The sequence below is a fragment of the Streptomyces sp. NPDC017202 genome (assembly GCF_044331705.1).
Taxonomy (GTDB): domain Bacteria; phylum Actinomycetota; class Actinomycetes; order Streptomycetales; family Streptomycetaceae; genus Streptomyces.
Genome location: NZ_JBIRNP010000004.1, coordinates 123,163 through 146,749 on the forward strand (window position 1 = coordinate 123,163; position 23,587 = coordinate 146,749).

Annotated in this window: 24 protein-coding genes; 9 read left to right on the forward strand and 15 right to left on the reverse strand. The window is 71.4% G+C overall.

The window, feature by feature from the left end; translation table 11 throughout:
* Window positions 1-161 precede the first annotated feature (161 nt).
* Window positions 162-617 (forward strand): GNAT family N-acetyltransferase, encoded by a 456-nt coding sequence (locus ACH4N1_RS10605; protein ID WP_398096130.1) that lies wholly within the window; start codon window positions 162-164, stop codon window positions 615-617.
* A 157-nt stretch (window positions 618-774) separates the two neighbouring features.
* Here ACH4N1_RS10605 and galK read toward each other — a convergent pair whose 3' ends face one another.
* Genes galK through galT form a run of 3 tightly spaced genes read right to left on the reverse strand, consistent with a single transcriptional unit; the run spans window position 775 to window position 3,959 of the window.
* The gene (gene galK / locus ACH4N1_RS10610) at window positions 775-1,932 is read right to left on the reverse strand and encodes a galactokinase (RefSeq protein ID WP_398096132.1); all 1,158 of its coding nucleotides are present in this window, start codon (window positions 1,930-1,932) and stop codon (window positions 775-777) included.
* Window positions 1,933-2,901, reverse strand: coding sequence for a UDP-glucose 4-epimerase GalE (gene galE, locus ACH4N1_RS10615; protein ID WP_398096134.1), 969 nt, complete (start codon window positions 2,899-2,901; stop codon window positions 1,933-1,935). It abuts the gene before it with no gap.
* On the reverse strand, window positions 2,901-3,959 hold the full coding sequence (gene galT, locus ACH4N1_RS10620; protein WP_398096136.1) for a galactose-1-phosphate uridylyltransferase: 1,059 nt from the start codon (window positions 3,957-3,959) through the stop codon (window positions 2,901-2,903). The genes galE and galT overlap by 1 nt, the downstream gene beginning before the upstream one ends.
* Window positions 3,960-4,140: 181 nt before the next feature.
* Between galT and ACH4N1_RS10625 the strand changes: the two genes are divergently transcribed.
* Together ACH4N1_RS10625 and ACH4N1_RS10630 are read left to right on the forward strand one after the other, a co-directional pair.
* Complete coding sequence (locus ACH4N1_RS10625) at window positions 4,141-5,820, forward strand: sodium:solute symporter family protein (protein WP_398096137.1); 1,680 nt, start codon at window positions 4,141-4,143, stop codon at window positions 5,818-5,820.
* A gap of 46 nt (window positions 5,821-5,866) precedes the next feature.
* Window positions 5,867-6,232 (forward strand): hypothetical protein, encoded by a 366-nt coding sequence (locus tag ACH4N1_RS10630; protein ID WP_398096139.1) that lies wholly within the window; start codon window positions 5,867-5,869, stop codon window positions 6,230-6,232.
* A 110-nt stretch (window positions 6,233-6,342) separates the two neighbouring features.
* Here ACH4N1_RS10630 and ACH4N1_RS10635 read toward each other — a convergent pair whose 3' ends face one another.
* Window positions 6,343-7,239 carry a hypothetical protein gene (locus ACH4N1_RS10635; RefSeq protein WP_398096141.1) on the reverse strand — a complete coding sequence of 299 codons (897 nt, stop codon included), beginning with the start codon at window positions 7,237-7,239 and terminating at the stop codon, window positions 6,343-6,345.
* A 33-nt stretch (window positions 7,240-7,272) separates the two neighbouring features.
* On the reverse strand, window positions 7,273-7,686 hold the full coding sequence (locus ACH4N1_RS10640) for an ATP-binding protein (protein WP_398096143.1): 414 nt from the start codon (window positions 7,684-7,686) through the stop codon (window positions 7,273-7,275).
* A gap of 205 nt (window positions 7,687-7,891) precedes the next feature.
* On the opposite strand from ACH4N1_RS10640, the gene ACH4N1_RS10645 reads away from it, so the two are divergent.
* From ACH4N1_RS10645 to ACH4N1_RS10660, 4 genes are all read left to right on the forward strand, one after another.
* A complete protein-coding gene (locus tag ACH4N1_RS10645) occupies window positions 7,892-8,743 on the forward strand; it encodes a helix-turn-helix domain-containing protein (RefSeq protein ID WP_398096145.1) in 852 nt (283 codons plus the stop codon).
* Between the two features lie 8 nt (window positions 8,744-8,751).
* Window positions 8,752-8,943: a DUF397 domain-containing protein gene (locus tag ACH4N1_RS10650; protein ID WP_398096147.1), complete on the forward strand. Its 192-nt coding sequence runs from the start codon at window positions 8,752-8,754 to the stop codon at window positions 8,941-8,943.
* Window positions 8,944-9,040: 97 nt separating this feature from the next.
* Window positions 9,041-9,601: a hypothetical protein gene (locus tag ACH4N1_RS10655; protein ID WP_398096149.1), complete on the forward strand. Its 561-nt coding sequence runs from the start codon at window positions 9,041-9,043 to the stop codon at window positions 9,599-9,601.
* Window positions 9,602-9,777: 176 nt separating this feature from the next.
* Window positions 9,778-9,966 carry a DUF397 domain-containing protein gene (locus ACH4N1_RS10660; protein ID WP_398096150.1) on the forward strand — a complete coding sequence of 63 codons (189 nt, stop codon included), beginning with the start codon at window positions 9,778-9,780 and terminating at the stop codon, window positions 9,964-9,966.
* Between the two features lie 52 nt (window positions 9,967-10,018).
* Here the strand turns inward: ACH4N1_RS10660 and ACH4N1_RS10665 are convergent, their stop codons facing one another.
* Entirely contained in the window at window positions 10,019-10,390 is a 372-nt protein-coding gene (locus tag ACH4N1_RS10665) for a winged helix-turn-helix transcriptional regulator (RefSeq protein ID WP_398096152.1), read from the reverse strand.
* Window positions 10,391-10,470: 80 nt separating this feature from the next.
* On the opposite strand from ACH4N1_RS10665, the gene ACH4N1_RS10670 reads away from it, so the two are divergent.
* Entirely contained in the window at window positions 10,471-10,881 is a 411-nt protein-coding gene (locus tag ACH4N1_RS10670) for a RidA family protein (RefSeq protein WP_398096153.1), read from the forward strand.
* Window positions 10,882-11,085: 204 nt separating this feature from the next.
* Here ACH4N1_RS10670 and ACH4N1_RS10675 read toward each other — a convergent pair whose 3' ends face one another.
* From ACH4N1_RS10675 to ACH4N1_RS10700, 6 genes are all read right to left on the reverse strand, one after another.
* The gene (locus tag ACH4N1_RS10675) at window positions 11,086-11,412 is read right to left on the reverse strand and encodes a hypothetical protein (RefSeq protein WP_398096155.1); all 327 of its coding nucleotides are present in this window, start codon (window positions 11,410-11,412) and stop codon (window positions 11,086-11,088) included.
* On the reverse strand, window positions 11,409-11,756 hold the full coding sequence (locus tag ACH4N1_RS10680; protein WP_398096157.1) for a hypothetical protein: 348 nt from the start codon (window positions 11,754-11,756) through the stop codon (window positions 11,409-11,411). Before ACH4N1_RS10680 ends, ACH4N1_RS10675 begins: the two co-directional genes overlap by 4 nt.
* Window positions 11,757-11,923: 167 nt before the next feature.
* On the reverse strand, window positions 11,924-12,634 hold the full coding sequence (locus ACH4N1_RS10685) for a LuxR C-terminal-related transcriptional regulator (RefSeq protein WP_398096158.1): 711 nt from the start codon (window positions 12,632-12,634) through the stop codon (window positions 11,924-11,926).
* 287 nt (window positions 12,635-12,921) lie between these two features.
* Entirely contained in the window at window positions 12,922-15,165 is a 2,244-nt protein-coding gene (locus ACH4N1_RS10690; RefSeq protein WP_398096160.1) for a PQQ-binding-like beta-propeller repeat protein, read from the reverse strand.
* A gap of 172 nt (window positions 15,166-15,337) precedes the next feature.
* The gene (locus ACH4N1_RS10695) at window positions 15,338-17,188 is read right to left on the reverse strand and encodes a PQQ-binding-like beta-propeller repeat protein (RefSeq protein ID WP_398096162.1); all 1,851 of its coding nucleotides are present in this window, start codon (window positions 17,186-17,188) and stop codon (window positions 15,338-15,340) included.
* A 339-nt stretch (window positions 17,189-17,527) separates the two neighbouring features.
* Window positions 17,528-19,333, reverse strand: coding sequence for an ABC-F family ATP-binding cassette domain-containing protein (locus tag ACH4N1_RS10700; protein ID WP_398096164.1), 1,806 nt, complete (start codon window positions 19,331-19,333; stop codon window positions 17,528-17,530).
* Between the two features lie 157 nt (window positions 19,334-19,490).
* On the opposite strand from ACH4N1_RS10700, the gene ACH4N1_RS10705 reads away from it, so the two are divergent.
* Window positions 19,491-20,087, forward strand: coding sequence for a Uma2 family endonuclease (locus tag ACH4N1_RS10705; RefSeq protein ID WP_398096669.1), 597 nt, complete (start codon window positions 19,491-19,493; stop codon window positions 20,085-20,087).
* Window positions 20,088-20,091: 4 nt separating this feature from the next.
* Here the strand turns inward: ACH4N1_RS10705 and ACH4N1_RS10710 are convergent, their stop codons facing one another.
* The 3 genes from ACH4N1_RS10710 to ACH4N1_RS10720 form a co-directional block, all read right to left on the reverse strand.
* Entirely contained in the window at window positions 20,092-20,985 is an 894-nt protein-coding gene (locus tag ACH4N1_RS10710; protein ID WP_398096165.1) for a 4-(cytidine 5'-diphospho)-2-C-methyl-D-erythritol kinase, read from the reverse strand.
* Window positions 20,982-21,854, reverse strand: a complete 873-nt coding sequence (rsmA, locus tag ACH4N1_RS10715) for a 16S rRNA (adenine(1518)-N(6)/adenine(1519)-N(6))-dimethyltransferase RsmA (protein WP_398096167.1) — start codon at window positions 21,852-21,854, stop codon at window positions 20,982-20,984. The genes ACH4N1_RS10710 and rsmA overlap by 4 nt, the downstream gene beginning before the upstream one ends.
* Window positions 21,855-22,012: 158 nt before the next feature.
* A complete protein-coding gene (locus ACH4N1_RS10720; protein WP_398096169.1) occupies window positions 22,013-23,494 on the reverse strand; it encodes a ubiquitin-like domain-containing protein in 1,482 nt (493 codons plus the stop codon).
* Window positions 23,495-23,587: the final 93 nt, after the last annotated feature.

Below are 23,587 nucleotides of genomic sequence, written 5' to 3' on the forward strand. Positions count from 1 at the left end.
CACGGCCGCCGCCGTGCAGAGACTGCTACCCCCACCGCGGGCGTCGTACCCGGCTGTCTCGCCCCCTGATCAGCACCGGCCCCCACCGGTGCTGTCGAACAGAGTAGGGCCGTGCGGGGAGAGCGGAAGGGGAATCGCGGAACTGGCCGTCCTGCGCGTTTATGGTGTGCCGCATGTTCCGTCTTGAGGCAGAAGTCGACAGATCCCGACGCGATCTGCTGCGCTCCCGGCTGCGCGACGCCGACACGGCGGCCTCTCCCGTCCTGCGCGCGCTGCGCGGCACCCCCGCCGAACGTGAGGCGCCGCTGCACGTGTGGGCGTCGGACGACACCGGCGCGCTGGCCGGCGGCCTGGTCGGCCACACCTGGACGACCTGGCTGCACGTCACCCACCTCTGGGTCGACGGGCGCCACCGCGGTGCCGGCCTGGGCACCCGCCTGCTCGCGGAGGCGGAACGGCTGGCCCGCGACGACCGCGGCTGCCTGCGCTCCCGCGTGGAGACCTGGGACTTCCAGGCCCCCCGCTTCTACCGCCGCCGGGGCTACGAGGTGGTCTGCGTGATCGAGGACTACCCACCGGGCGTCACGGAGTACACGCTGACGAAACGGCTGGGGTGAGCGTTCAGAGCGCGTCGAGCGCGTCGGCCGGGACCCGGTGCTCCGCGGACATCTCGGCCTGCCCGTCCACCGTAACCGGCGCGATCGTCGTGCGTCATCACGAAGAGTGAGCGACCCGCGCCCTCGGTGGGCGCGGGTCGCTCGGGGCTGCCGGGGGTCAGACCAGGCGGCGGGCGCCGGCCGAGGGGACCGCCTCGAAGATCCTCGGGGCCGTGAAGCCCGCCGCCGCGAAGGCCTCCTCGACCGCCTTGCCGATGGTGTCGACGTCGGCCGCCTCCGCGAGGACGATCGCGGAGCCGCCGAAGCCGCCGCCGGTCATGCGGGCGCCCAGGGCGCCGTTCGCCAGGGCGGTGTCGACGACGAGGTCCAGTTCGGGGCAGGAGATGCGGAAGTCGTCGCGCAGCGAGGCGTGGCCCTCGACCAGGAGCGGGCCGATCGCGCGGGTCTCGCCGGACTCCAGCAGCGACACCACGCGTTCCACCCGCTGGTCCTCGGTCACGACGTGCCGGACCAGCCGGCGGACCTCCTCCTCGTCCCCGAGCCGCTCCAGCGCCGCGTCCAGCTCGGCGTAGGGGATGTCGCGCAGGGCGTCGACGCCCAGCAGGGCGGCGCCCTTCTCGCAGCCGGCCCGGCGCTTGCCGTACTCGCCGTCGCTGTGGGCGTGCTTGACCTGGGTGTCGACGACGAGCAGGCGCATGCCCTCGGCGGCGAGGTCGAAGGGGATCTGCTTCTGCGACAGGTCGCGGGTGTCGAGGAACAGGGCGTGGCCGGTCTCGCAGCAGGCGGACGCGGTCTGGTCCATGATGCCGGTGGGGGCGCCGACGTAGACGTTCTCGGCGCGCTGGCACAGGCGGGCGAGCTGCCAGCCCGGCAGGCCCAGCTCGAACAGGTCGTTCAGGGCCAGGGCGACGACGACCTCCAGGGCCGCCGAGGAGGACAGGCCCGCGCCCGAGGGGACCGTGGAGGTGAGGTGGATGTCGGCGCCGGTGACCGGGTGCCCGGCCTCGCGCAGCGCCCACACCACGCCGGCCGGGTACGCCGTCCAGGAGCGGTCCGACTCGGGTGCGAGGTCGTCGAGGCGCAGTTCGGCGACGCCGCCCTCGACGTCCGCCGAGTGCAGGCGCAGACGGCCGTCCGTGCGGCGGGAGACCGCGGCGACCGCGGTGTGCGGCAGCGCGAAGGGCATCACGAAGCCGTCGTTGTAGTCGGTGTGCTCACCGATCAGGTTGACGCGGCCGGGGGCCGCCCACACGCCCTCGGGCGTGGTCCCGTACAGCTCGGCGAAGCCGGTGCTGACCTGCTGCTCTGCCCCCACTTACCGCTCCTTTGCGATCTTCTGCGTGAACTCCCACGCGTCGGCGACGATACCCGCGAGGTCCGCGCGGGACGGGTTCCAGCCGAGCCGCTCGCGGGCGGTGGCGGCGGAGGCGACCAGGACGGCGGGGTCGCCGCCCCGGCGCGGGGCCATGACCTCGGGGATCGGGTGGCCGGTGACCTGGCGGACGGTCTCGACGACCTCGCGGACGGAGAAGCCGTTGCCGTTGCCGAGGTTGCAGATGAGGTGCTCGCCGGGGGTGGCGGCCTCGACGGCGAGGAGGTGGGCCTCGGCCAGGTCGGCGACGTGGATGTAGTCGCGGATGCAGGTGCCGTCGGGGGTCGGGTAGTCGTCGCCGAAGACGGAGATCGCCTCGCGGCGGCCCTGCGCGACCTGGAGGACGAGCGGGATGAGGTGCGACTCGGGGTCGTGCCGCTCGCCCTGCGCGCCGTAGGCGCCGGCCACGTTGAAGTAGCGCAGTGACACCGCGCCCAGCCCGTGGGCGGCGGCCTCGCCGGTGATCATGTGGTCGACGGCGAGCTTGGACGCGCCGTACGGGGAGGTCGGCGCGGTCGGGTCGGTCTCGGTGATGGGGGTGCTGACGGGCTCGCCGTAGGTCGCGGCGGTGGAGGAGAAGACGAGCTTGCGCACGCCGGCCTCGCGCATGGCGCCGAGCAGGGCCATGGTGCCGCCGACGTTGTTCTCCCAGTACTTCTCGGGCTTCACGACGGACTCGCCGACCTGCGAGAACGCGGCGAAGTGGAGGACGGCGTCGAAGGAGGCGTCGAGCCACTTCCCGGCGTCGCGGATGTCGCCCTCGATGAAGGCGGCGCCCGCGGGGACGCCCTCGCGGAAGCCGGTGGACAGGTTGTCGAGGACGACGACCTCGTGTCCGGCTTCCAGCAGGTGCTGGGCGACCACGCTGCCGACGTATCCCGCGCCGCCCGTGACCAAGTACTTGCCGCTCATCAACTCGCTACCTCTCGCAGTCGCTTCGCCGCGTGCTCCGGCGGCACGTCGTTGATGAACACGTTCATGCCGGACTCGGAACCCGCGAGGAACTTCAGCTTGCCGGACGTACGGCGGATGGTGAAAAGCTCGAGGTGCAGCGCGAAGTCGTCGCGGTTGACGCCCTCGAACTCCTCCAGCGCGCCGAACGGGGCCTGGTGCCAGGCCGAGATGTAAGGCGTGAGGGGCTGGTCCTCCCCGAAGATCCGGTCGAAGCGCCTCAAGAGTTCCAGGTAGACCTGGGGGAACTCTGTGCGCGCGGCCTCGTCGAGGCCGAGCAGGTCGGGCACCCGCCGCTTGGGGTACAGGTGCACCTCGTACGGCCAGTGCGCGGCGTACGGCACGAAGGCGACCCAGTGTTCACCCTCCAGGACGACCCGCTCGCCGGCGAGCTCGCGCTCCAGGACGGCGTCGAAGAGGTTCTCGCCGCCGGTGGCCTCCTTGTGGGCGGCCACCTGGCGCAGCATCAGGGCGGTGCGGGGCGTGGTGAACGGGTAGGCGTAGATCTGCCCGTGCGGGTGACCCAGCGTCACACCGATCTCGGCACCGCGGTTCTCGAAGCAGAACACCTGTTCCACGGAGGGCAGATGCGACAGCTCGGACGTCCGGTCCGTCCACGCGTCCAGGACCAGTCGCGCCTGCTCCTCGGTGAGGTCGGCGAAGGAGGCGTTGTGGTCGGAGGTGAAGCAGACCACCTCGCAGCGCCCGGAATCGCCGGCCAGCGAGGGGAAACGGTTCTCGAAGACGACGGCGTCGTACGACGAGTCCGGGATCTCGCTCAGCCGGTCGCCCTGCGAGGGGCACAGGGGGCACTCGTCGGCCGGCGGGTGGTAGGTGCGCCCCTGGCGGTGCGAGGCGATCGCGACCGAGTCGCCGAGGAGCGGGTCCCGGCGTACCTCCGAAGTGGTGACCGTGGGATCCAGCGGACGCCGGTCCACCGCGTCGCGCACCGCGTCGTCCCGCAGGTCGTAGTAGATGAGCTCACGACCGTCGGCCAGGCGGGTCGAGGTCTTCTTCACCGCGGCTCTCCATCCGTACACCGAGCGAAGCGCGTCAGGCTTCACGTCGAGCGGGGCTCGCTTCCTGTCGAACAGAGCGAGCAGAACAAGCTTCCAACAGAACTAAACACATCAAACCACAATCCCCCACGAGAGTCACCACCACAACCAAACAAAGACCACCAAGCGAAGTGAGCAGTGCATGCGAACCCCCACGTATCTCGCGGCTGAGCTACGGCTTCCGACCAACTGGCTCGACTACACGATCATGGCGATCTACTTCGTGGTCGTCCTCGGCATCGGCTTCGCCGCGCGCCGCTCGGTGAAGACCAGTCTCGACTTCTTCCTCTCGGGCCGCTCGCTGCCCGCCTGGATCACCGGCCTCGCCTTCGTCTCGGCGAACCTGGCGGCCACGGAGATCCTCGGCATGGCCGCCAACAGCGCGCAGTACGGCGCGTACACCGTCCACTGGTACTGGATCGGCGCCATCCCCGCCATGGTCTTCCTCGGCCTGGTGATGATGCCCTTCTACTACGGCTCCAAGGTCCGCTCGGTCCCCGAGTTCCTGCTGCTGCGCTTCGACAAGGGCGCGCACCTGTTCAGCTCGGCCCTGTTCGCCTTCGCCGCCATCCTGATCTCGGGCGTGAACCTGTACGCCCTCGCGATCGTCGTCGAGGCGCTGCTGGGCTGGCCGCAGTGGGTGGCGATCGTGGTCGCGGGCTTCTTCGTGCTGGCGTACATCACGCTGGGCGGCCTGTCGTCGGCGATCTACAACGAGGTGCTCCAGTTCTTCGTGATCCTGGCGGCCCTGATCCCGCTGACGGTGCTGGGCCTGAAGAAGACCGGCGGCTGGGACGGCCTGACCGACTCGCTGACGGCGGCCAAGGGCGACAACTTCGTCAGCGCCTGGGGCGGCACCGGCATCGGCAGCGACAACCCGCTGGGCGCGAACTGGCTGACGATCGTCCTCGGCCTCGGCTTCGTGCTCTCCTTCGGCTACTGGACGACGAACTTCGCCGAGGTGCAGCGCGCCCTGTCCGCGAGGAACCTCTCCGCGGCCCAGCGCACCCCGCTGATCGCCGCCTTCCCGAAGATCTTCATCGTCTTCCTGGTGATGATCCCGGGCCTGGTGGCGGCGGTCCTGGTCCCGAAGATCGGCACGGCGGACTCCGACCTCCAGTACAACGACGCGATTCCCTACCTGATGGAACAGCTGCTGCCCAACGGCGTGCTGGGCATCGCGGTGACCGGTCTGCTGGCCGCGTTCATGGCGGGCATGGCGGCGAACGTGTCGTCCTTCAACACGGTGTTCACCAGCGACATCTGGGCGAAGTACGTGGTGCGGGGCCGCGAGGACGCCTACTACGTCCGCTTCGGCCGCCTGATCACGGCGATCGGCGTGGTGGCGTCGATCGGCACGGCGTTCCTGGCCTCGTCGTTCTCGAACATCATGAGCTACCTCCAGACGCTGTTCTCCTTCTTCAACGTGCCGATGTTCGTCGTCTTCATCGTCGGCATGTTCTGGAAGCGCGCCTCGAAGAAGTCCGGCTTCTGGGGCCTGCTCGCGGGCACCACGGCCGCGATGGTCAACTACTTCGTCCTCTACAAGCAGGACGTCATCGGCATCCCCACCGACCAGGGCGCCAACTTCGTCTCCGCCATCGCCGGCTTCGTCGCGGGCGCGGTGGTGATGGTGGCGGTGTCCCTGTTCACCGCCCCCAAGCCGGCCGAGGAACTCCAGGGCCTGGTCTACGGCACCGTCTCGCCCGGCATGGCCGAACCGGCCGCCGAGGGCGACGACGCCTGGTACCGGCGACCGGCGCTGCTGGGCTGGAGCGCGATCGTCCTCGCCGCCGCCTGTTACATCCCGTTCTCGTTCTGAGCCCGCCCGAGCCTGCTGACGCTGTTCGCGGGAGGATGGAAGAACCATGTCAGAGCAATTCGAACCGTCCGAGCGGGCGGAAGCGGAGGAGCGGCTGCGCAAGGCCGGCTACTCCGAGGCCGAAGTCCAGCGCGAGGTCTCCGAGCTGGAGCAGAAGTCGGCGACCGCCGCCCGCATCTTCGACCTGCGCCGCATCATCGGCGGCCTGTTCGTCCTCTACGGCGTCATCGTCACGATCGTCGGCATCACCGACGGCGACGCGGAGATCGACAAGGCCCAGGGCATCAACATCAACCTGTGGACGGGCCTGGGCATGCTGGCCCTGGGGATCTTCTTCCTGGTCTGGCTGAAGCTCCGCCCGTCGGTCCCGCCGGCCCAGCTGCCGACGGAGGCGCTGGAGCCGAAGGACTGAGGGGTCCTTCCGGGCGTGCGTACGGGGCCGGATTCCGCGTGAGGGGGCGGGGTCCGGTCCCGTACACGTGCGGCCGTGCGTGCGGCTGGTGGTGAGAGACGGTGACGGGCCTACTCGCCGGTGAAGAGGTCGGCGGCGGTGGTGGCGTGAACGGCACGCTGGGACCAGGTGGTCAGCTGGTCGAGGTCGGTGCAGGCCTGCACCCGCGCGCGGACGTCGTCGGGCACGTCGATGCCGCGCCAGCGCAGGATGTTCAGCGTCATTTCGGCGCGATCCTGAATTCGCCCCAGTTCCACGCCCTCTTCGCGTCCTTGGCCGCGTACCTCCTCGGCGAGCGGGTGTCGCCAGAAGTACTGCATCGTCGTCATCAGGTCCCTCCACATCTGCTGTGCCCGGGGTTCCGCCAGGCAGGAGTCGACGAACTGCACGAAGACCGCGGCGGTGTCCGCGTCGAGCGTCTTCAGGGCGGCCACCAGCGATTCCAGTATGCTCGCGACGTGCGGCCCCCGGCCGTGCGTCATCGCCGACAGCACCGCGAGCGCCGGGTCCCGCTCGGCCTGTGACGCCTGCGCGATCACCGGCACGTTGTCCGGGCCGAGCACGAACGGCCGCACCGTCAGCGACGGGCACCCCCGCACCCCGAGGTGGATCGGCTCGGCCGCCCACCGGGCCGTGGCACTGTTCTGCGTGACCACGATCAACACCGGCTCGCACCGGTACTTCTCGTACAGATAGCTCAGGTAGTACGGCCAACTGCCCCGCTTCCTCTCGTCCCGCTTCCCCTGCGACTCCACCACCAGCAGGTACGCCCCCTCATCCGTCTCCGCCCGCAACAGCGTGTCCACCCGCCGCTCGACGGGCTCGATCTCGGTGAGATCGACGTTCATCCCGGCGAAGTCGTACGGCTCGGGAAAGGGAACACCCAACACCTGTTGCAGGGCACGCGTGAGCAGCGCGGGATCCTTCTGGAAGATCCGGTGCATGGCCTCGTGCGACGAGCCGACCATCGGCTCTCCTCTCTGTGCGATCAGCTCAACGAGCTATGCCACCGGCACGTCACACCACACGAACTTGCCCCGGTGCCCGAAGCGGGACAGCGGGTGCCAGCCCCACACCTGCGCGCAGGCCCGGACGAGTGCGGTGCCGCGCCCGTTCTCGGCGTCCGCCAGGTCCGCCACCTCGCGCGGCGGGTCGGGCGGCTCCGGGTCGGCGTCCCACACACCGACCCGCAGGACACCGTCCGCCCAGCGGATGCGCAGCGCCGCCGGGCCCTTCGTGTGGAGCACGGCGTTGGAGACCAGCTCCGAGGCGATCAGCTCCGCGGTGTCCACCAGGTTGATCAGCCCGTGCACGGTCAGGATCAGACGGAGGGTGCGGCGGCAGACCGGGACGGCTCTGACGTCGTGGGGGACGTAGAGGGAGTACTCCCAGGTGTCGGGGGTGCTTTCGGGCATGCGTCAGCTCCAGGGGAGAAGCGGGTGGGTGAGGGTGCGGTGGCAGTGCCGCAGCCGCCCGGACAGGACGACGCGGTGCGCTTCCGCAGAGTGTTCAACGCGTCACCGAAGGTATTTCCTAACATTAGGAAGGCGCAAGCCGTTGCCCTATCCTGACCCTCGAACGAGGTACGTCAGCAGGGCAGTTGCAACGAGGAGACGCCGGTTGCCACCGAAGAGACACCTCACGGCCCGCAGGGTGCGATTGGGTGCCGAGCTGCGCAAACTCCGCGAGGCCGCGGGCATGAAGGCACGAGAAGCCGCCGCGCTACTGGGTGCTGACGCAGTCCAGATGAGCCAGATCGAGTCCGGCGTGGCGGGCGTGAGTGCAGAGCGTGTTCGCCGCCTGGCGGCCCACTATGCCTGTACGGACGAGGAATTGATCGAGGCTCTGGTGGCCATGGCGACCGACCGCACGCGCGGTTGGTGGGAGGAGTACCGGGGCGTCCTGCCGCCGGTGAACCTGGACCTGGCCGAGGCGGAGCACCATGCGACGCTGCTGCGTGAAGTCGTCATCACCTACGTTCCCGGGCTGCTCCAGACCCCGGAGTACGCCCGAGCCGTCTTCGGATACATGCGCCCTGAACTGCCCGACAGCGAGTTGACGCCGCGCGTGGAGCACCGCATGAAGCGGCGCGGTGTCATCGAGGGCGACGCGCCCACTCCGTACGAGGTGATCGTCCATGAGTTCGCCCTGCGCATCCGCGTCGCCGACCGCCAGGTGTCCCGTGCCCAATTCCTGCGGATCCTGGAGCAGACCGAGCAGGAGCACGTCACCGTGCGCGTCATCCCCATCGACCAGGACGGCTTCGGTGGCGCCGGCGCCTCGATGATGTACATGGACGGGCCGGTCCCCCAACTCGACACCGGGCTACGGGAGGGAGCGACCGGCACGGCGTTCATCGACGCGGAACCTCAACTGAAAATGCTTCGAACGCTTTTCCGTAAGGTGGAGAGGGCGACGCTCGACCCCTGCGCGTCCCGCGACTTCGTCCACCGCCTGTCGAAGGAACTGTGAGGCGTCCCATGGTTGAGGCACTGCACTGGCAGAAGTCGACGTACTCCGGCGGCGCCGAAGGCAACGCCTGCGTCGAACTCGCCGCCTCCCCCACCCACGTCCACCTCCGCGAGAGCGACACCCCCGCCACCGCCCTCACCACCAGCCCCGCCGCCCTCGCCCACCTCCTCGAAGGCATACGAGCTAACGCAGGCCACTAGGGTCTCTCCCGGCGGGCGGATCATGCCGGTTACTTACCGCACCCGATAAGGTCGGCGACGCTCGTCCAGTAACCGGAGTCCGAAGGAGTCGCCGAACATGTGGCCCGACCCGTGGGCGGTGGTCGACGAATGCGACCGGGTGCAGTGGGACTACTCGCCGCTCGAGCGCGTCGGCCCGCTGCGTTTCGGCATGAGCGTGCACGAGGCGACCGCCGCGATGGAGGCATACGGGTTCACCTCGGACACCGCCTCGGACATCGGCACGTTCGGCCCCTTCCGGCACCTGCGCACGAGATCTCGTGCAGCCGACACCCCGTTCCACCGCAATGCCGTCACGGCCTACTACGTCGGTCCGATGGGACTGACCTGCATCGCTGTCGACGCCCTGTCCGGTCCTCAGGTCACTTTCGACGGGATCCGGCTGGTAGGCAGGCCCCCTTCAGAACTCTCGGCCGAGCTCACCGCGTACCTGGAAAGGACCGGCAGGGACATCGAGATCACCACCGAAGGAGACATCGGCTCGCAGCAACTGGGGATGAATCCGCGCGCACAGCGGGCCGGCGACGTTCTGCTCACCCGGCTGGTTTTCGGCAGGCCCAACGACTGGGCCTGCACCATGCACGACTGCGTTCCAGCGGACGAATGGCACGTGCACTGAGTCAGCCCGCGCCTCCCACAGGGGTACCGGTCACCACTTGTGCCACAGTGGCATGCAACTTCGCACGGCAGGATGACTCTGTTGCGAGGGGGCCGACTTCCCCAAGGAGACACGGCTTGGCCAGGGGCAAGTTCTTCCCGTCATCCACCGTTTGGCGAAGGGCTGTGAGGCACCCAATGGACCACACCCCGCACTGGCAAAAGTCCACGTTCTCCGGCGGCGGCGAGGGAAACGACTGCGTCGAACTCGCCGCCTCCCGAGGAGCGATCCACCTTCGCGAGAGTGACACCCCTGCCACCGCACTCACCACCGACACCGTCGCCCTCGCCCACCTCCTCGAAGACATACGCAACGGCGCCCTGTGAAAGCGGTCTCGCGCGCACAACCCCGGGTGCGGTGCCCTGACTCGCCCGCCGCTCACATGGCGTCGTAGGCCTCTCGTGCCTTCTCGATCTGGGGCATGTACACCCGGGCCCACTCCAGGAGGACGTCGACGGGAGGGCGCATCGTCTTCCCCAGCGGAGTGATCCGGTACTCCACCGCGACCGGACGGGTGTTCACGACCTGGCGTTCGACGATGCCGTTGCGCTCCAGTCTGCGCAGGGTGGCGGTCAGCGACTTCTGGGTGACCGCGGGGATCGCGCGGCGCAGGTCGTTGAACCGGCAAGGTCTCTCGCACAGTTCGCCGAGCACGCTCAACGACCATTTGTCCAGCACCTGGTCGAGCAGTTCGCGGTGCGGCGCGGAGATGCTCAGCTCGTCGTCGTGAAAAGCAGCGGTATCGCTCATGAAACCTGGTCTCGTTGAAGTGTCCTGCATCTCCTAGATATCAAAGAGGTACCAGGTCCGTCACCTCACAAGGAGATCTCATGCCCGTCCAGCGTTTCACCCCCGAAGGCATGTTGCAGCCCACGCCCTACCACCACGTCGCCGTCGGCACGGGCAGCAAGCACGTCCACGTCAGTGGGCAGATCTCTGTTCTCGCGGACGGGACGCCCGTCGCCGTCGGAGATCTCTCCGGGCAGGTCGCGCAGGCGTTGCGGAACACCGCACGCGGTCTCGCCGGTGCCGGCGCGACGTTCGACGACGTGGTGCGGCTGACGGTCTACGTCACCCAGTGGGAGCCGGGGAAGATGGACGCTTTCATGGCCGGTCTCGAAAGCGTCGCGGACGAGATCGGGCTGTCGCTGCCCCTTCCCCCCTCGTCGCTCATCGGCGTCGACTGCCTCTTCGAGCCCGGCGTCCTGGTCGAGATCGAAGCCACCGCCCTCGTTGACTGACCGTTCGCATGAGCCCGCCCGTCCTCGGCGGATGAGCGTCCCGCGCTCTGCGGCGACAACAGCGTCCAGACGATCCCGGGTGGTCGGGTGGTCACCGTCGAGACTGAGCGGGTTGAACGGCCAAGGAGGTGGCCGCGCTCCTCGGCTCGAGTTCGGCGGAGAATCCGCTCTCAGGCGCCGTTCCGGCCCCGTGTCCGTGCCGGGTCACTGCCAGAAGATCTCTTCGACGATGATCTGCGGGTCCTCGACGCGCCGCACGAACGTGTACCTGAGCCAGCCGTGCCCATGGTCGAAGAAGAAGATGCGAGAACCTTTCGGATCGCTGGAGCGAACCGGCCGGACCTTCATGTCGTCGGGGAGGTGCGTGTCGGCGTCGATACCACGGAAGTAGGGATCGGTCGCGGTGACCATCTCCGCGCGCACCGCGTCGATCATCTTCCGCACGCGCTCCGGCAGCACATCGCGGGCCGTCTGGGCCTTGAGCGTCCAGTCCATCTGCCAGGGCGGGCCCATGAACCCCTCACCGGTCACTGGCCGGGCTCCAGCCGCTGCGCCTCGTAGCGGAGGTGGGAGACCTCTTCGAGGAGCTGCTTGGCTTCGGCGAGGTCGGTGGAATCGGCCGCACGGTGTTCGAGATCCGTCACCAGGGCATCGAGCCTCACGTCGCGGGCGATCGCGTACTCACCCCACCACCGGGCCATGAACGCGGGCACGGTGCTGATGTCGTACGCGTCCGCGACGGCCCACTTCCAGTGCTCGTCGAAGTCGGCGAGCAGCTGCGGGGCGTGCTGGGCGATGGCCTCGCGCAACGCCTTCGGAGTCCGCTCGGGCATGGGCGGGACGGCCGGTACGGGTTCTGCGGCATGGGCGGTCATGACCGGGGATCCTCCTTCGTGCTCCATCGTCGCACCGTACCTATGACCATAGCCCTGCCGTCGAACCCGTCGGGAAGCATGCGCGGACGTCCCCTCGAAGGAGTTGCTCGCGTCGCGCTTGTCCTGGGCGGCCACGTTCTACGGTGCCCCGCGCGGGGCCGGAGTTCCTACGGGAGCTCCGGCCCCGCCTCCGTGTCCCGGAGCCCCCGCTTCAGCGGGCCCGCGCGGTCCAGCAGGCCCGTCCGCGCCGCCAGTGCCGCCGCCTCCAGTCTCGATCCGACGTCCAGTTTCATCAGGACGCGCTGGACGTGGGTGCGGGCCGTCGAGGGGGCGATGCCCATGCCGGCGGCGATCAGGCGGGTGTCCTCGCCGTCGGCCACGCGGACCAGGACCTCCACCTCGCGGGGGGTCAGGAGCTGGAGGAGGCGCCGGCCCTCGTCGTCGGGCTGGGCCGCGGGGTTGAGCAGTTCGCCGAAGGCGGCCTGCAGGAGCTGGGGGGCCACCGCCGCCTCCCCCGACCGCGCCTTCATGATCGCCCGTTCCACTCCCTCGATGCGCTCGTCATGGCGTACGTAGCCGGAGGCGCCCGCGGCGAAGGCCGCCGCGATGCCGCGCGGGTTCGGCACCGGGCCCAGCACCAGGACGGCCACCTGGGGCCGCTCCCGCTTGATGCGGACGACCGGGTCGAAGAAGCCCGGCCCGTCCGGGGTCGCCGTGCCCAGCAGGCACACCTCGGGCGCCCGGGTGATCACCAGTTCCGCCGCGCCCGCGGCGGGCGCCGTCGCGGCGAGCACCCGGTGCCCCCGCAGTTTCAGCGCCGAGGCCAGCGCCTCGGCGAGCAGTCGGTGGTCGTCGACCACCATCAGCCGCACTCCCATCGAGCAACCCCACCCCCCAGTCCCCCCATGGATGCCCGCACGGGCACCCGGGCAAAGCCCGTACCGGCACACGTGCGGACGGGCACGCGCGGACAGCCGAAAGGTGCCCCCCGGCACCCCGTCGTCATGCCCCCGGAAGCTACACGCTTGTTCGACGCCGCGCTCCCCCTACCGGCGAGAAGGGCCCCGGATCGCCGAAGTTCCCCGCCCGCGGGGGCGGGGGGCGGTACGCGGACGGCCCCGCCCCCCTGAGCAGGGGCGGGGCCGTCACGGCGGTGGCGGGACGATCAGCCGGCCGCGCCGAACGCGAGCGCCAGGTACTCCTTGTCACCGGAGCTGTAGTCGTCCGCGTAGACCGCGGCCATGTACAGGTGGCCCTGCGCGTAGATGATCTCGGAGTGCTCGGGCAGCATGCTGCTCTCCGCGTCGCGCACCGCCTCCGTCGACGGGTTCTGGAGCAGCGTCGTCTGCTTGAACGTGCCGCCGTCGATGCTGACGATCTGGCCGCCCTCGTCGTACGGCGGACGCTTGTAGGCGATGACGTTCTCGCCGTCCGTGCGCAGCGGGGTCAGCACGTGGCCGTCGCCGGCGTCGGCGCGCTGGCCGGTCTGCTTGCCGGTGGTCAGGTCGAAGGCGACGACCTCGTTGGTCCGGCTGTACTCGCCGGTGCCGTCGTGCTCCTCCGTCGGCAGGTAGAGCCGGTTCGGGCCGACCGCGATGCCGGAGCACTTCTCCATCTCGGTGATGCCGTCGCAGCGGGCCGCGAACTGGTCGCCCGGCGCGGAGATCCTGGTCAGCAGCTTGCCGGTCTTGTTGTCGATGGAGAAGAAGTCGGAGATGCCGCTGCCGTCCTGGGCGCTGTCGCCGACGTCGGCGGCCACGACCAGCGGGTCGGTCGACACGACGGCCGCGTACTCGATGCCGGCCGCCATCTTGTACTCCGAGAGCACCTTCCCGGAGGCCGGGTCGATGGTCTGGATGTGCAGCTCGCGCGCGTCGTACTTGCCGCACTTGCGCACCGCGACCAGCTTCGCGCCGCCGCCGTAACCGGCGTCGTAGCAGGTGTCGGCCGCCTTGGGGGACCACAGCACCTTGCCGGTGGTGATGTCGAAGGCGCTTCCGCCCTCGGTGGCGCCCAGCGCGACGGTGTTCGCGCTGACGGTGACGTTGTCGAAGGTGACCGGGTAGTCGCCGACCGTCACGTTCTTGTGCCACAGCTGCTTGCCCGCGTTGAGGTCGATCGCGGCGACCTCGCTGCATCCGGCGGAGGAGTCCTTGGCGGGCATCTTCGGCTGGAAGACCACCGCGGTCTTCCCGTCCGCCGTGGTCTTGCGGCTGGCCGTGCACACCGGGCCGGGCAGCTTGATCGTCCAGAGCTTCGTGCCCTTGTCGGGGTCGTAGCCGACGATCTCGGCGACGCCCGACTTCACGTACGCCTTCTCGGTCAGCCAGGAGCCGCTCACGACGACGCTGTCGTCCTTGGCGACCGCGGGCGACGGGATCTGGAAGAGGACCTCGGAGGCCGGGTCGCCGGGCACCTTCTCCGTGCCGCCGGCCGACGTCGTGCCGCCGCTGCCGCCCTTGTCGTCACCACCGCCACCACCGCCGGTCGTACCGGCGGTGCTCGCGGTGTCGTCCTTCTTGCCGCCGGAGTTCGCGAACCAGACGCCACCGCCGATGATCAGCGCGATCGCGACGACGGCCGAGACGATGATCGCGACCTGGGCCTTGACCTTGCGGCCACCGCCGGCGGGGGCGGGCGGCGCCTGCATCGGCACGGTGGGCTGACCGGGGTGACCCGGGTAGGCCGGCTGGGTCGGGTAGGCGTGCGGAGCCGGGTAGCCCTGCGTGGCCGGCTGACCGGGCTGCCCCGGGTAGCCGTAGCCCGGCTGCTGACCGTACGGCGCCTGCTGACCGTACGGCGCCTGCTGGCCGTAGGGGGCCTGCGGGGCGTAGGGGGCGGGGGGCTGCTGGGCGTACGGGTTCGGCTGGCCCGGCTGAGCCGGCTGGCCGGGGTAGCCGTAGCCGGGGCCCGCCGGGGGCGGGGGCGGCTGGACGGGCGGGGCCGCCTGCGGATAGCCGTAACCGGGGCCGGCCGGGGGCTGGGGCGGTCCCGCGGGTGCCTGCGGGGGCCCGGCGGGATAGCCGTAACCGGCCTCGGCCTGCGGGGTCTTGCTGAGCTGCGGGCCCGCGGGCGGAGCCGCCGGTGCCGCGGGCGGCGGGGTCTGGGGTGCCGCGGAGGCAGGGGTTTCGGGGGCCGGGTGCTGGGGTGACTCCGGAGCCGGGGTCTGCGGGGCGGGCGTGCCGGAAGCGTCCTGCGGCGGGGGCGGGGGGTCCTGCGGCTGCGGTGCCCCGGGGGCCTCGGGGGTGCCCTGCGGGGGAGCCGCGTCCTGGGGCGGGGTGTCCTGCGGCGGGGTGTCCTGCGGCGGGGTGTCCTGGGGTGCGCCGGAGGTGCCCTGCTGCTGCGGGGGCTGGTCCTCGGGGGTGCCCTGGGGCGGCTGGTTCGGGGGCGGAGGCGGCGGCTGGGTCATGGTGTGGGTACCTCGGGATGACGCGGGCAGAGACGGGGACGGGAGTACGGGACCTCGCGGACGCGGGGTGGACGGGCGACGGCCAGAGGGCCGTGCGCTCCGGGCCGGACGGCCCGGGGTGGCGGCCCGGCCGGCCGGCCGTGGCGGACCGCCCCGGCCGGGTTCGCCCGCCTCACTTGCCGTAGGCGAGCATCAGCTTCTCCTTCGAGTCGTCGCTGCCCGCCAGCCGGGTGGAGGAGAGGTAGAAGCGGCCGGCCGCCCAGGCGAGGTCGCGGGAGAAGAAGCTGTCCTCCAGCTCGATCGTGCTCTCCGGCATCTGGAGCAGCGTCGACGGCGTGTGCGCGGCACCGGCGGTCGGGATCGACACGACCCGCCCGGCGGCGTCGTACGACGGCTCGACGTAGGCGACGAGGTTGCCGCCCTCGACGGTCACCGGCAGCATCGACTCGTCCGCCGGGGACTTCACGCGCCACTTCTCCTTGCCGGTGGCGAGGTCGATCGCGACGATCTCGTTGGCCCCGGTGGTCGCCTTGGTCGGCAGGTAGAGGGTGTTCGCGTCGGCGGCCGTGCCCTTGCAGCCGGTCAGGTTGCGCTGGAGGATCGCCCAGCCGCACTCGGGGGCGAAGTCCTCGTCGACGCCGACCTGCGAACGGAACGTGCCGTCCGGCTTGAGCGTCGAGATGTTCCAGGCGTTCTTGTCCTTGTTGGTGCTGTAGACGACGAGCGGGTCCAGGGAGTAGGCGCGGGCGACCGTCCAGCCCTTGTCGAACTTCTGGGTCCACTTGACCTTGCCGGTCGCCGGGTCCAGTTCCTGCAGCTCGTCGTGCTCGTCGGCGCCGGTCGCGTCGCAGGAGGCCACGGAGATCAGCTTGGCGCCGCCCGCGAACGCGGTCGGGAAGCAGGCGTCGCCGTACTTCTTCTTCTCCCAGAGCTTCTTGCCGGTGTTCACGTCGTACGCGGTGCCCGACTGCGAGCGGCCCACCATCAGCGTGTTGCCCGCGACGGACAGCTCGATGGTGATGGCGCTGTCGAACAGCGCGCCGTCGGGAACCGTCCCCGTCCAGCCCTTGGCGCCGGTGTCGAGGTCGATCTGCTGGAGCTGGTTGCACTTGGCGCGGTCGCTGGTGCCGTTCATGTACGCCACGACGATCTTGTCGGTCGCCGTCTTCCGCGGGGTGACCGCGCAGATCTTCTGCGGCAGGGCGATGGTGTCCCAGGCGGGCTTGCCGTCGCCGACGCCGTACCCGACGACCTCCTTGTAGGCGGCCTTCACCGCGGTCTTGGAGGTGATCCACATGCCGGGGGCGTCGGCGCCGGAGGCGGGCGCGTCGGGCGCCTCCTTGTACCAGAGCACCTTGGCCTCGCCGCTCTTGCGGTCGGCGTTGAAGTCCTCGGGGTCCTCGCCGCCGTCGCCGCTGCCGTCACCCGGGTTGACGGGGCTGTCGCTCGCCGACGGCTTGCCGTCGTCGCTCGGTCCGGCGACCGGCTTCTTCTCGCCGCCGCCGTCGTCACCGCCCGTGACCGCGAACACCGTCCCGCCGATCACCAGCAGCGCCGCCACCGCGGCGCCGACGGCCAGGGCGGGCTTGCCCTTGAAGGGGTTGCGGGAACCGGGCTGCGGGGTGCCGGGGGCGCCGGGGAACTGAGGCGGCGGGAAACCGTGGCCGGGCTGCTGCCCGTAGGGGCCGGCCGGCTGACCGTACGGCCCCGGCTGCGGCGGCTGCCCGTACGGTCCGGGCTGCGGCGGCTGCCCGTACGGTCCGGGCTGCGGCGGCTGCTGCCCGTACGGCCCCGGTGCGGCCGGTGCGCCGTAGGGGCCGGCCGGCTGACCGTACGGCCCCGGCTGCGGGGGCTGCTGCGGATAGCCGTAGCCGGGCTGCGGGGCCTGCGGCGGCTGGGCGGGCGGGCCCGGCGGGACCGGCATCTGCGGCGCGCCGAAGCCGCCCTGCGGCGGCTGGGGCGGCTGGTCCTGCGGTGCTCCGGAACCGCCCTGCGGCGGCTGCTGGTTGGGCGGCTGAGTCATCAGCGTCTCCCCCTCGCTCACTGATTTTTAGCCACGCCCTGAGGCTCGTGACGGGCCCGGACTCGTGCTCGGAAAGTCCCGGACGGCTCTTTCTATCACCCGGCACCGACGGTGAAGGGGCCCGCGTCCGCCGCTGTTCCCAAGGGCGGACCGGGCCGTGATGCCGCCGTTATGCGCCTTCACGCCCCCTTCACGCGGCGCGTGCGCCGCTACCGCGCGCCGGGTCGCGTGCCCGCGCCCGCCCCGCGCGTGCCCGCCGCCCGCCCGCGGAGCCCCCCGACTCCGCGGGGGCGTGTTTCGGTCATGCCGGTCGGTTCACGCGTTCCCTCATGCGTCCTCTCACGCGTCCTCGGCCAACTCCAGCCAGCGCATCTCGAGTTCCTCCCGCTCGCCGGCCAAGGAGCGCAGCTCGGCGTCCAGTTCGGCGACCTTCGCGAAGTCGGTGGCGTTGTCGGCGATCCGCGCGTGCAGCTTGGCCTCCTTCTCGGAGACCTTGTCCAACTGGCGCTCGATCTTCTGGAGTTCCTTCTTGGCGGCGCGCTGGTCGGCGGCGCTCCTCTCGGGCGCCGCCTTCTGCTGCGCGGCGGGCACGGCGGCGGCCGCGGCCTCCTCCATCCGCAGGCGGCGCTCCAGGTACTCGTCGATGCCGCGCGGGAGCATGCGCAGCGCGGAGTCGCCGAGGAGGGCGAAGACGCGGTCCGTGGTGCGCTCGACGAAGAAGCGGTCGTGGGAGATGACGATCATCGAGCCGGGCCAGCCGTCGAGGAGGTCCTCCAGCTGGGTGAGGGTCTCGATGTCGAGGTCGTTGGTGGGCTCGTCGAGGAAGAGGACGTTGGGCTCGTCCATCAGCAGCCGCAGGATCTGCAGGCGGCGGCGCTCACCGCCGGACAGGTCCCCGACCGGCGTCCACTGCTTCTCCTTGCCGAAGCCGAACGTCTCGCACAGCTGCCCGGCGGTCATCTCGCGGCCCTTGCCGAGGTCGACGCGCTCGCGCACCTGCTGGACGGCCTCCAGGACCCGCAGGTTCGGGTCGAGTTCGCCGACCTCCTGGGAGAGGTAGGCGAGCTTGACGGTGCGGCCGACGACGACCTTTCCGCCGGCCGGCTGGGCCTCGCCCCCGGTGCGGGCGGCGTCGGCCAGGGCGCGCAGCAGGGACGTCTTCCCGGCGCCGTTGACGCCGACCAGGCCGATGCGGTCGCCGGGGCCGAGCTGCCAGGTGACGTGCTGGAGCAGCACCTTGGGGCCCGCCTGGACGGTCACGTCCTCCAGCTCGAAGACGGTCCTGCCGAGCCGCGACGACGCGAACTTCATCAGCTCGCTGCTGTCCCGTGGCGGCGGCACGTCGGCGATCAGCTCGTTGGCGGCCTCGACCCGGAAGCGCGGCTTGGACGTCCGCGCGGGCGCGCCGCGCCGCAGCCAGGCCAGCTCCTTGCGGACCAGGTTCTGCCGCTTGACCTCCTCGGTCGCGGCGATCCGCTCGCGCTCGGCGCGCGCGAAGACGTAGTCGGAGTAGCCGCCCTCGTACTCGTGGACGGCGCCGCGCTGCACGTCCCACATGCGGGTGCAGACCTGGTCGAGGAACCAGCGGTCGTGGGTGACGCAGACGAGCGCGGAGCGGCGCTCGCGCAGGTGCCGGGCGAGCCAGGCGATGCCCTCGACGTCGAGGTGGTTGGTCGGCTCGTCGAGGACGATCAGGTCCTGCTCGTCGATCAGCAGCTTGGCGAGCGCGATGCGGCGCCGCTCGCCGCCGGAGAGCGGCCCGATGACGGTGTCCAGGCCCTGCGGGAAGCCGGGCAGGTCGAGCCCGCCGAACAGGCCCGTCAGGACGTCGCGGATCTTGGCGTTGCCGGCCCACTCGTGGTCGGCCATGTCCCGGATGACCTCGTGCCGCACGGTCGCGGCCGGGTCGAGGGAGTCGTGCTGGGTGAGGACGCCCAGGCGCAGCCCGCCGGAGTGGGTGACGCGCCCGGTGTCGGCCTCCTCCAGCTTGGCGAGCATGCGGATCAGGGTGGTCTTGCCGTCGCCGTTGCGGCCCACGACCCCGATCCGGTCCCCTTCGGAGACACCGAGCGAGACACCGTCGAGCAGCGCACGGGTGCCGTACACCTTGCTGACGTTCTCGACATTGACCAGGTTGACGGCCATTTTTCTCCTGCGCATGGGGGTCGGTCAGCCTTCTAGCCTAGGGCCTGCCGGGCCGGGGACGGGGCGCGAGGAGGCGGTCACTCTTTGTGATGACGTGATCGGGAGAGGGCCGCTACCGTGGAGGACGGGCAGCAGGATCCCGTCCATGGGAGGAACCATGACCGCCGAGTCCGTACAGCACCGCGTCCAGTGGCCGGTGCCGCCGCAGGACGGCTACACCGTGGACGACCTGTTCACGCTGCCCGATCTCCCGCCGCACACCGAACTGATCGACGGGAGCCTGGTTTTCGTGAGTCCGCAGCGTCGCTTCCACTTCCTTGTGATCGACCTCCTGGTCGACGGGCTGCGCAGTTCTCTTGGCCCCGGCTTCAGTGTCGAGCGGGAGATGACCGTCGTCCTGGACAAGCGCAACGGCCCCGAACCCGATGTCAGCGTGGTGCGAGCCGACGCGGTCACCGGGCTGGACCAGACCAGTTTTGAGGCCAAGGACGTGCTGCTCGCCGTGGAGGTCGTCTCACCGGACTCGGAATCTCGCGACCGCACGACCAAACCGCTCAAGTACGCCACCGCCGGAATTCCCCATTACTGGCGTGTCGAGCAGGACGGAACCACCGGCCGTCCTCTCGTCCACGTGTACGAGCTCGACCCGATGACACAGCGCTACGTGCACATGGGCGTACAGCGCGACCAGATCAAGGTCGACAAACCTGCCGCCATCGCCATCGAGTTGGTCAGGGCCGACGCCCGGTCCTGATCCCTCAGAGCACCGTCGCCCCCGGTGCCGGGCCCGACGCCGTGCGCACGCTCCGGCACGTGCCGGACGTCCGCAGCGCCTGCGCGATCCCCTCCGCCGCTTCCGCGTCCCGTGCCAGGAACGCGGTGGTGGGGCCCGAGCCCGAGACGAGGCTGGTGAGCGCGCCGGCCGCCTCCCCCGCGGCGAGCGTGTCCGCGAGTTCGGGGAAGAGGGAGAGGGCGGCGGGCTGGAGGTCGTTGGAGACGGTGGCCGCGAGCGCGTCCGCGTCCCCCTTCGCGAGGGCGTCGAGGAGGTCCCGCGAGGCGACCGGCTCGGGGATGTCGCGGCCCTCGGCGAGGCGGTCGAACTCGCGGAAGACGGCCGGGGTCGACAGTCCCCGTTCCGCCATCGCGAACACCCAGTGGAACGCGCCGCCGGTCTCCAGCGGGGCCAGCCTCTCGCCGCGGCCGGTGCCGAGGGCGGCCCCGCCCACCAGGCTGAACGGCACGTCGCTGCCCAGCTCGGCGCAGATCTCCAGCAGTTCGCCGCGGGAGGCGCCGGTGCCCCAGAGCGCGTCGCAGGCCAGGAGGGCGCCCGCGCCGTCCGCGCTGCCGCCCGCCATGCCGCCGGCGACGGGGATGTCCTTGGCGATGTGCAGGTGCACGTCCGGGGTACGGCCGTGGCGCTCGGCGAGGGCGATCGCCGCGCGCGCGGCGAGGTTGGTGCGGTCCAGCGGGACCTGGGCGGCGTCCGGGCCCTCGCAGGTGACGCGCAGCTCGTCGGCCGGGGTGACGGTGACCTCGTCGTACAGGCCGACCGCCAGGAAGACGTTCGCCAGGTCGTGGAAGCCGTCCGCGCGCGCGGCGCCGACCGCGAGCTGGACGTTGACCTTGGCGGGCACGCGGACGGTGACGCTCACGCCGCGTCCTCCTGCTTGTTCTCGGCGATCCGGGCGAACTCCTCGACCGTGAGGGACTCGCCGCGCGCCTGCGGGGACACCCCGGCGGCGACCAGGGCCGCCTCGGCGGCGGCCGCCGACCCGGCCCATCCGGCGAGCGCGGCCCGCAGGGTCTTGCGGCGCTGGGCGAAGGCCGCGTCGACGACGGCGAAGACGTCCTGCCGGGAGGCCGTGGTCGCGATCGGCTCCGCCCGTCGCACCAGCGAGACCAGCCCGCTGTCCACGTTCGGCGCCGGCCAGAAGACGTTGCGCCCGATGGCGCCGGCCCGCTTGACGTCGGCGTACCAGTTCGCCTTCACGGACGGGACGCCGTACACCTTCGAGCCGGGGCCGGCGGCGAGGCGGTCGGCGACCTCCGACTGGACCATGACGAGGGTCCGCTCGATGCTCGGGAAGGTCTCGAGCATGTGCAGGAGGACGGGCACCGCGACGTTGTACGGCAGGTTCGCCACCAGGGCGGTGGGGGCGGGGCCCGGCAGTTCGGTCACGTGCATGGCGTCGGAGTGCACCAGCGCGAAGCGGTCCGCGCGCCGCGGCATGCGGGCGGCGATCGTCGCGGGCAGGGCGCTCGCCAGGACGTCGTCGATCTCCACGGCCGTGACGCGGTCGGCGACCTCCAGCAGCGCGAGGGTGAGGGAGCCGAGGCCCGGACCCACCTCGACGACCACGTCCTCGGGGTGCACCTGCGCGGTGCGGACGATACGGCGGACCGTGTTCGCGTCGATCACGAAGTTCTGGCCGCGCTGCTTGGTGGGCCGCACGCCGAGGACTGTCGCGAGCTCGCGGATGTCGGCGGGGCCCAGGAGGGCGTCGGAGGTGGGGCTGGTCACGGGACAAGGGTACGGGGGCGCGGGGGGCGGGACCGCAGGTCCCCGGCCGGGGCTGCGGCGGGCCGCGCGTGCGCCGTGCCCGCGGGCGGCGGGCGGCCGCCGGACGGCGCGTGCCCGGCGGCGGTGGGTGAGGGGCGCGGGGCGCCGCCCGCCCGGGGTCAGTTCTCCAGGCGGGTGCCGCAGTGGGGCCAGGGGGCGGTGCCCCGGCGGATGTAGAGCTTCTTGGCCCGGAAGGTCTGTTCGGCGGCGGAGGCGTCCTGGGGGCGGCCGGTGCCACCGAGGCTGTGCCAGGTGTGGGCGTCGAACTGGTAGAGGCCCCCGTAGGTGCCGGACGGGTCCACGGCGTCGGCGCGGCCGCCCGACTCGCAGGCCGCGAGCGCCTGCCAGTCGAGGTGGTCGGCGCCCCGCACGGAGGCCGGCCGCGGCTTCGTGCCGACCTTGACCACCTGCGCGCGCGGCTCGCGCACGATCTCGGACCGGACGCGTCTCGGCCTCTGCCGGACGCCGTTGACGGTGCGCAGGGCGTAGGTGACCCGCAGCAGCCCCGGCCGGCCGGCCCGCTCCACGACCTCGGTGCCCCGGAACAGCGCGGGGTCCTCGGTGCGCCGTACCGGGAAGGGGATCGTTTCCTCCCGGACCTCCCTCGCCCCGGTGATCCGCAGGACGGTGATCGTCTGGCCGTCGCGCGGGAAGCTGCCGGGCGGGACGGACGTGGTGTCCTGGCCGCGCAGGGTGATGCCGGCCTCCTCGACGGCCTCGCCCACGGTCGCCGCGTTGGTGCGGACGGTGCGGGCGCGGCCGTCGGCCATGACCGTCACGGCGCGTTCGGTACGGACGTCCAGTGCCAGCCCCTCGCGTCCGATGCGCCGGGAGCGGGAGACGGAGAGGTGGGCGCCCTCCGCCCGCACGCCGAGCTGTCCGAGCGCCTCCTCCACGGTGTGCGCCGTCGTCCACACCTGGTGCCGCCGGCCGTCGAGCGTCAGCCGGACGGGGCGGCCGTGGCGCACGGCGATCTCGTCGCCGCTGTCGAGGGCCGTGCCGGGGGAGGGCGCCACCATGTCGTGCGCCCCGACCCGCACGCCCTCCTCCGCCAGCAGCTCGCCCACGTCGTCGGCGAAGGTGTGCAGGGTGCGCGGCTCGCCGTCGACGGTCAGCTCGATCGCCTTGTCCTCGGCGACGAAGGCGGTGGTGCCGCCCGCGAGGAAGGCGACGACCAGCGCCTGCGGCACCAGCGGGAGCAGGGGCAGCAGCCGGCGCATCGGGGAGTCCGCGCGCTCGGCGTCGCGCGTCCTGCGCCGGCGTGCGGCGCGCCCCGTGCCGGCACCGCCGGCACCGCCGGCACCGCCGGCGTACGGCGCTCCGTCCGCCGGGCGCGGCAGCACCGGCCCGGGTGACTGCGGCGACACCGCGGACATCGCAGGCACCGCGGGCACGGTCGACTCGTAGGCGGGCCGGTACGTGTCCTCGCGGGCCCCTGGCACCCCGGGGATGCGGGGGCTGTCGGGGATGCGGGGGGCGCGGGGGGTGCCCTGCTCCCGGGGGGCCGTGTACACCCCGTGGGCGAGGGTCTCGGCGTTGTGGACGTCGACGTACGTGCCGTCGGCGCCGTACGCGTTGCGTGGGTGGTGCACGTTGCTCACGCCGACACGCTCCAGGGGTCCTGGGGTCCGGAGGGGTCCGGATCGGGCCCCCAGAACCTAGCGGAGCGGCCGTCACTCTCCAAAGCGACGCGA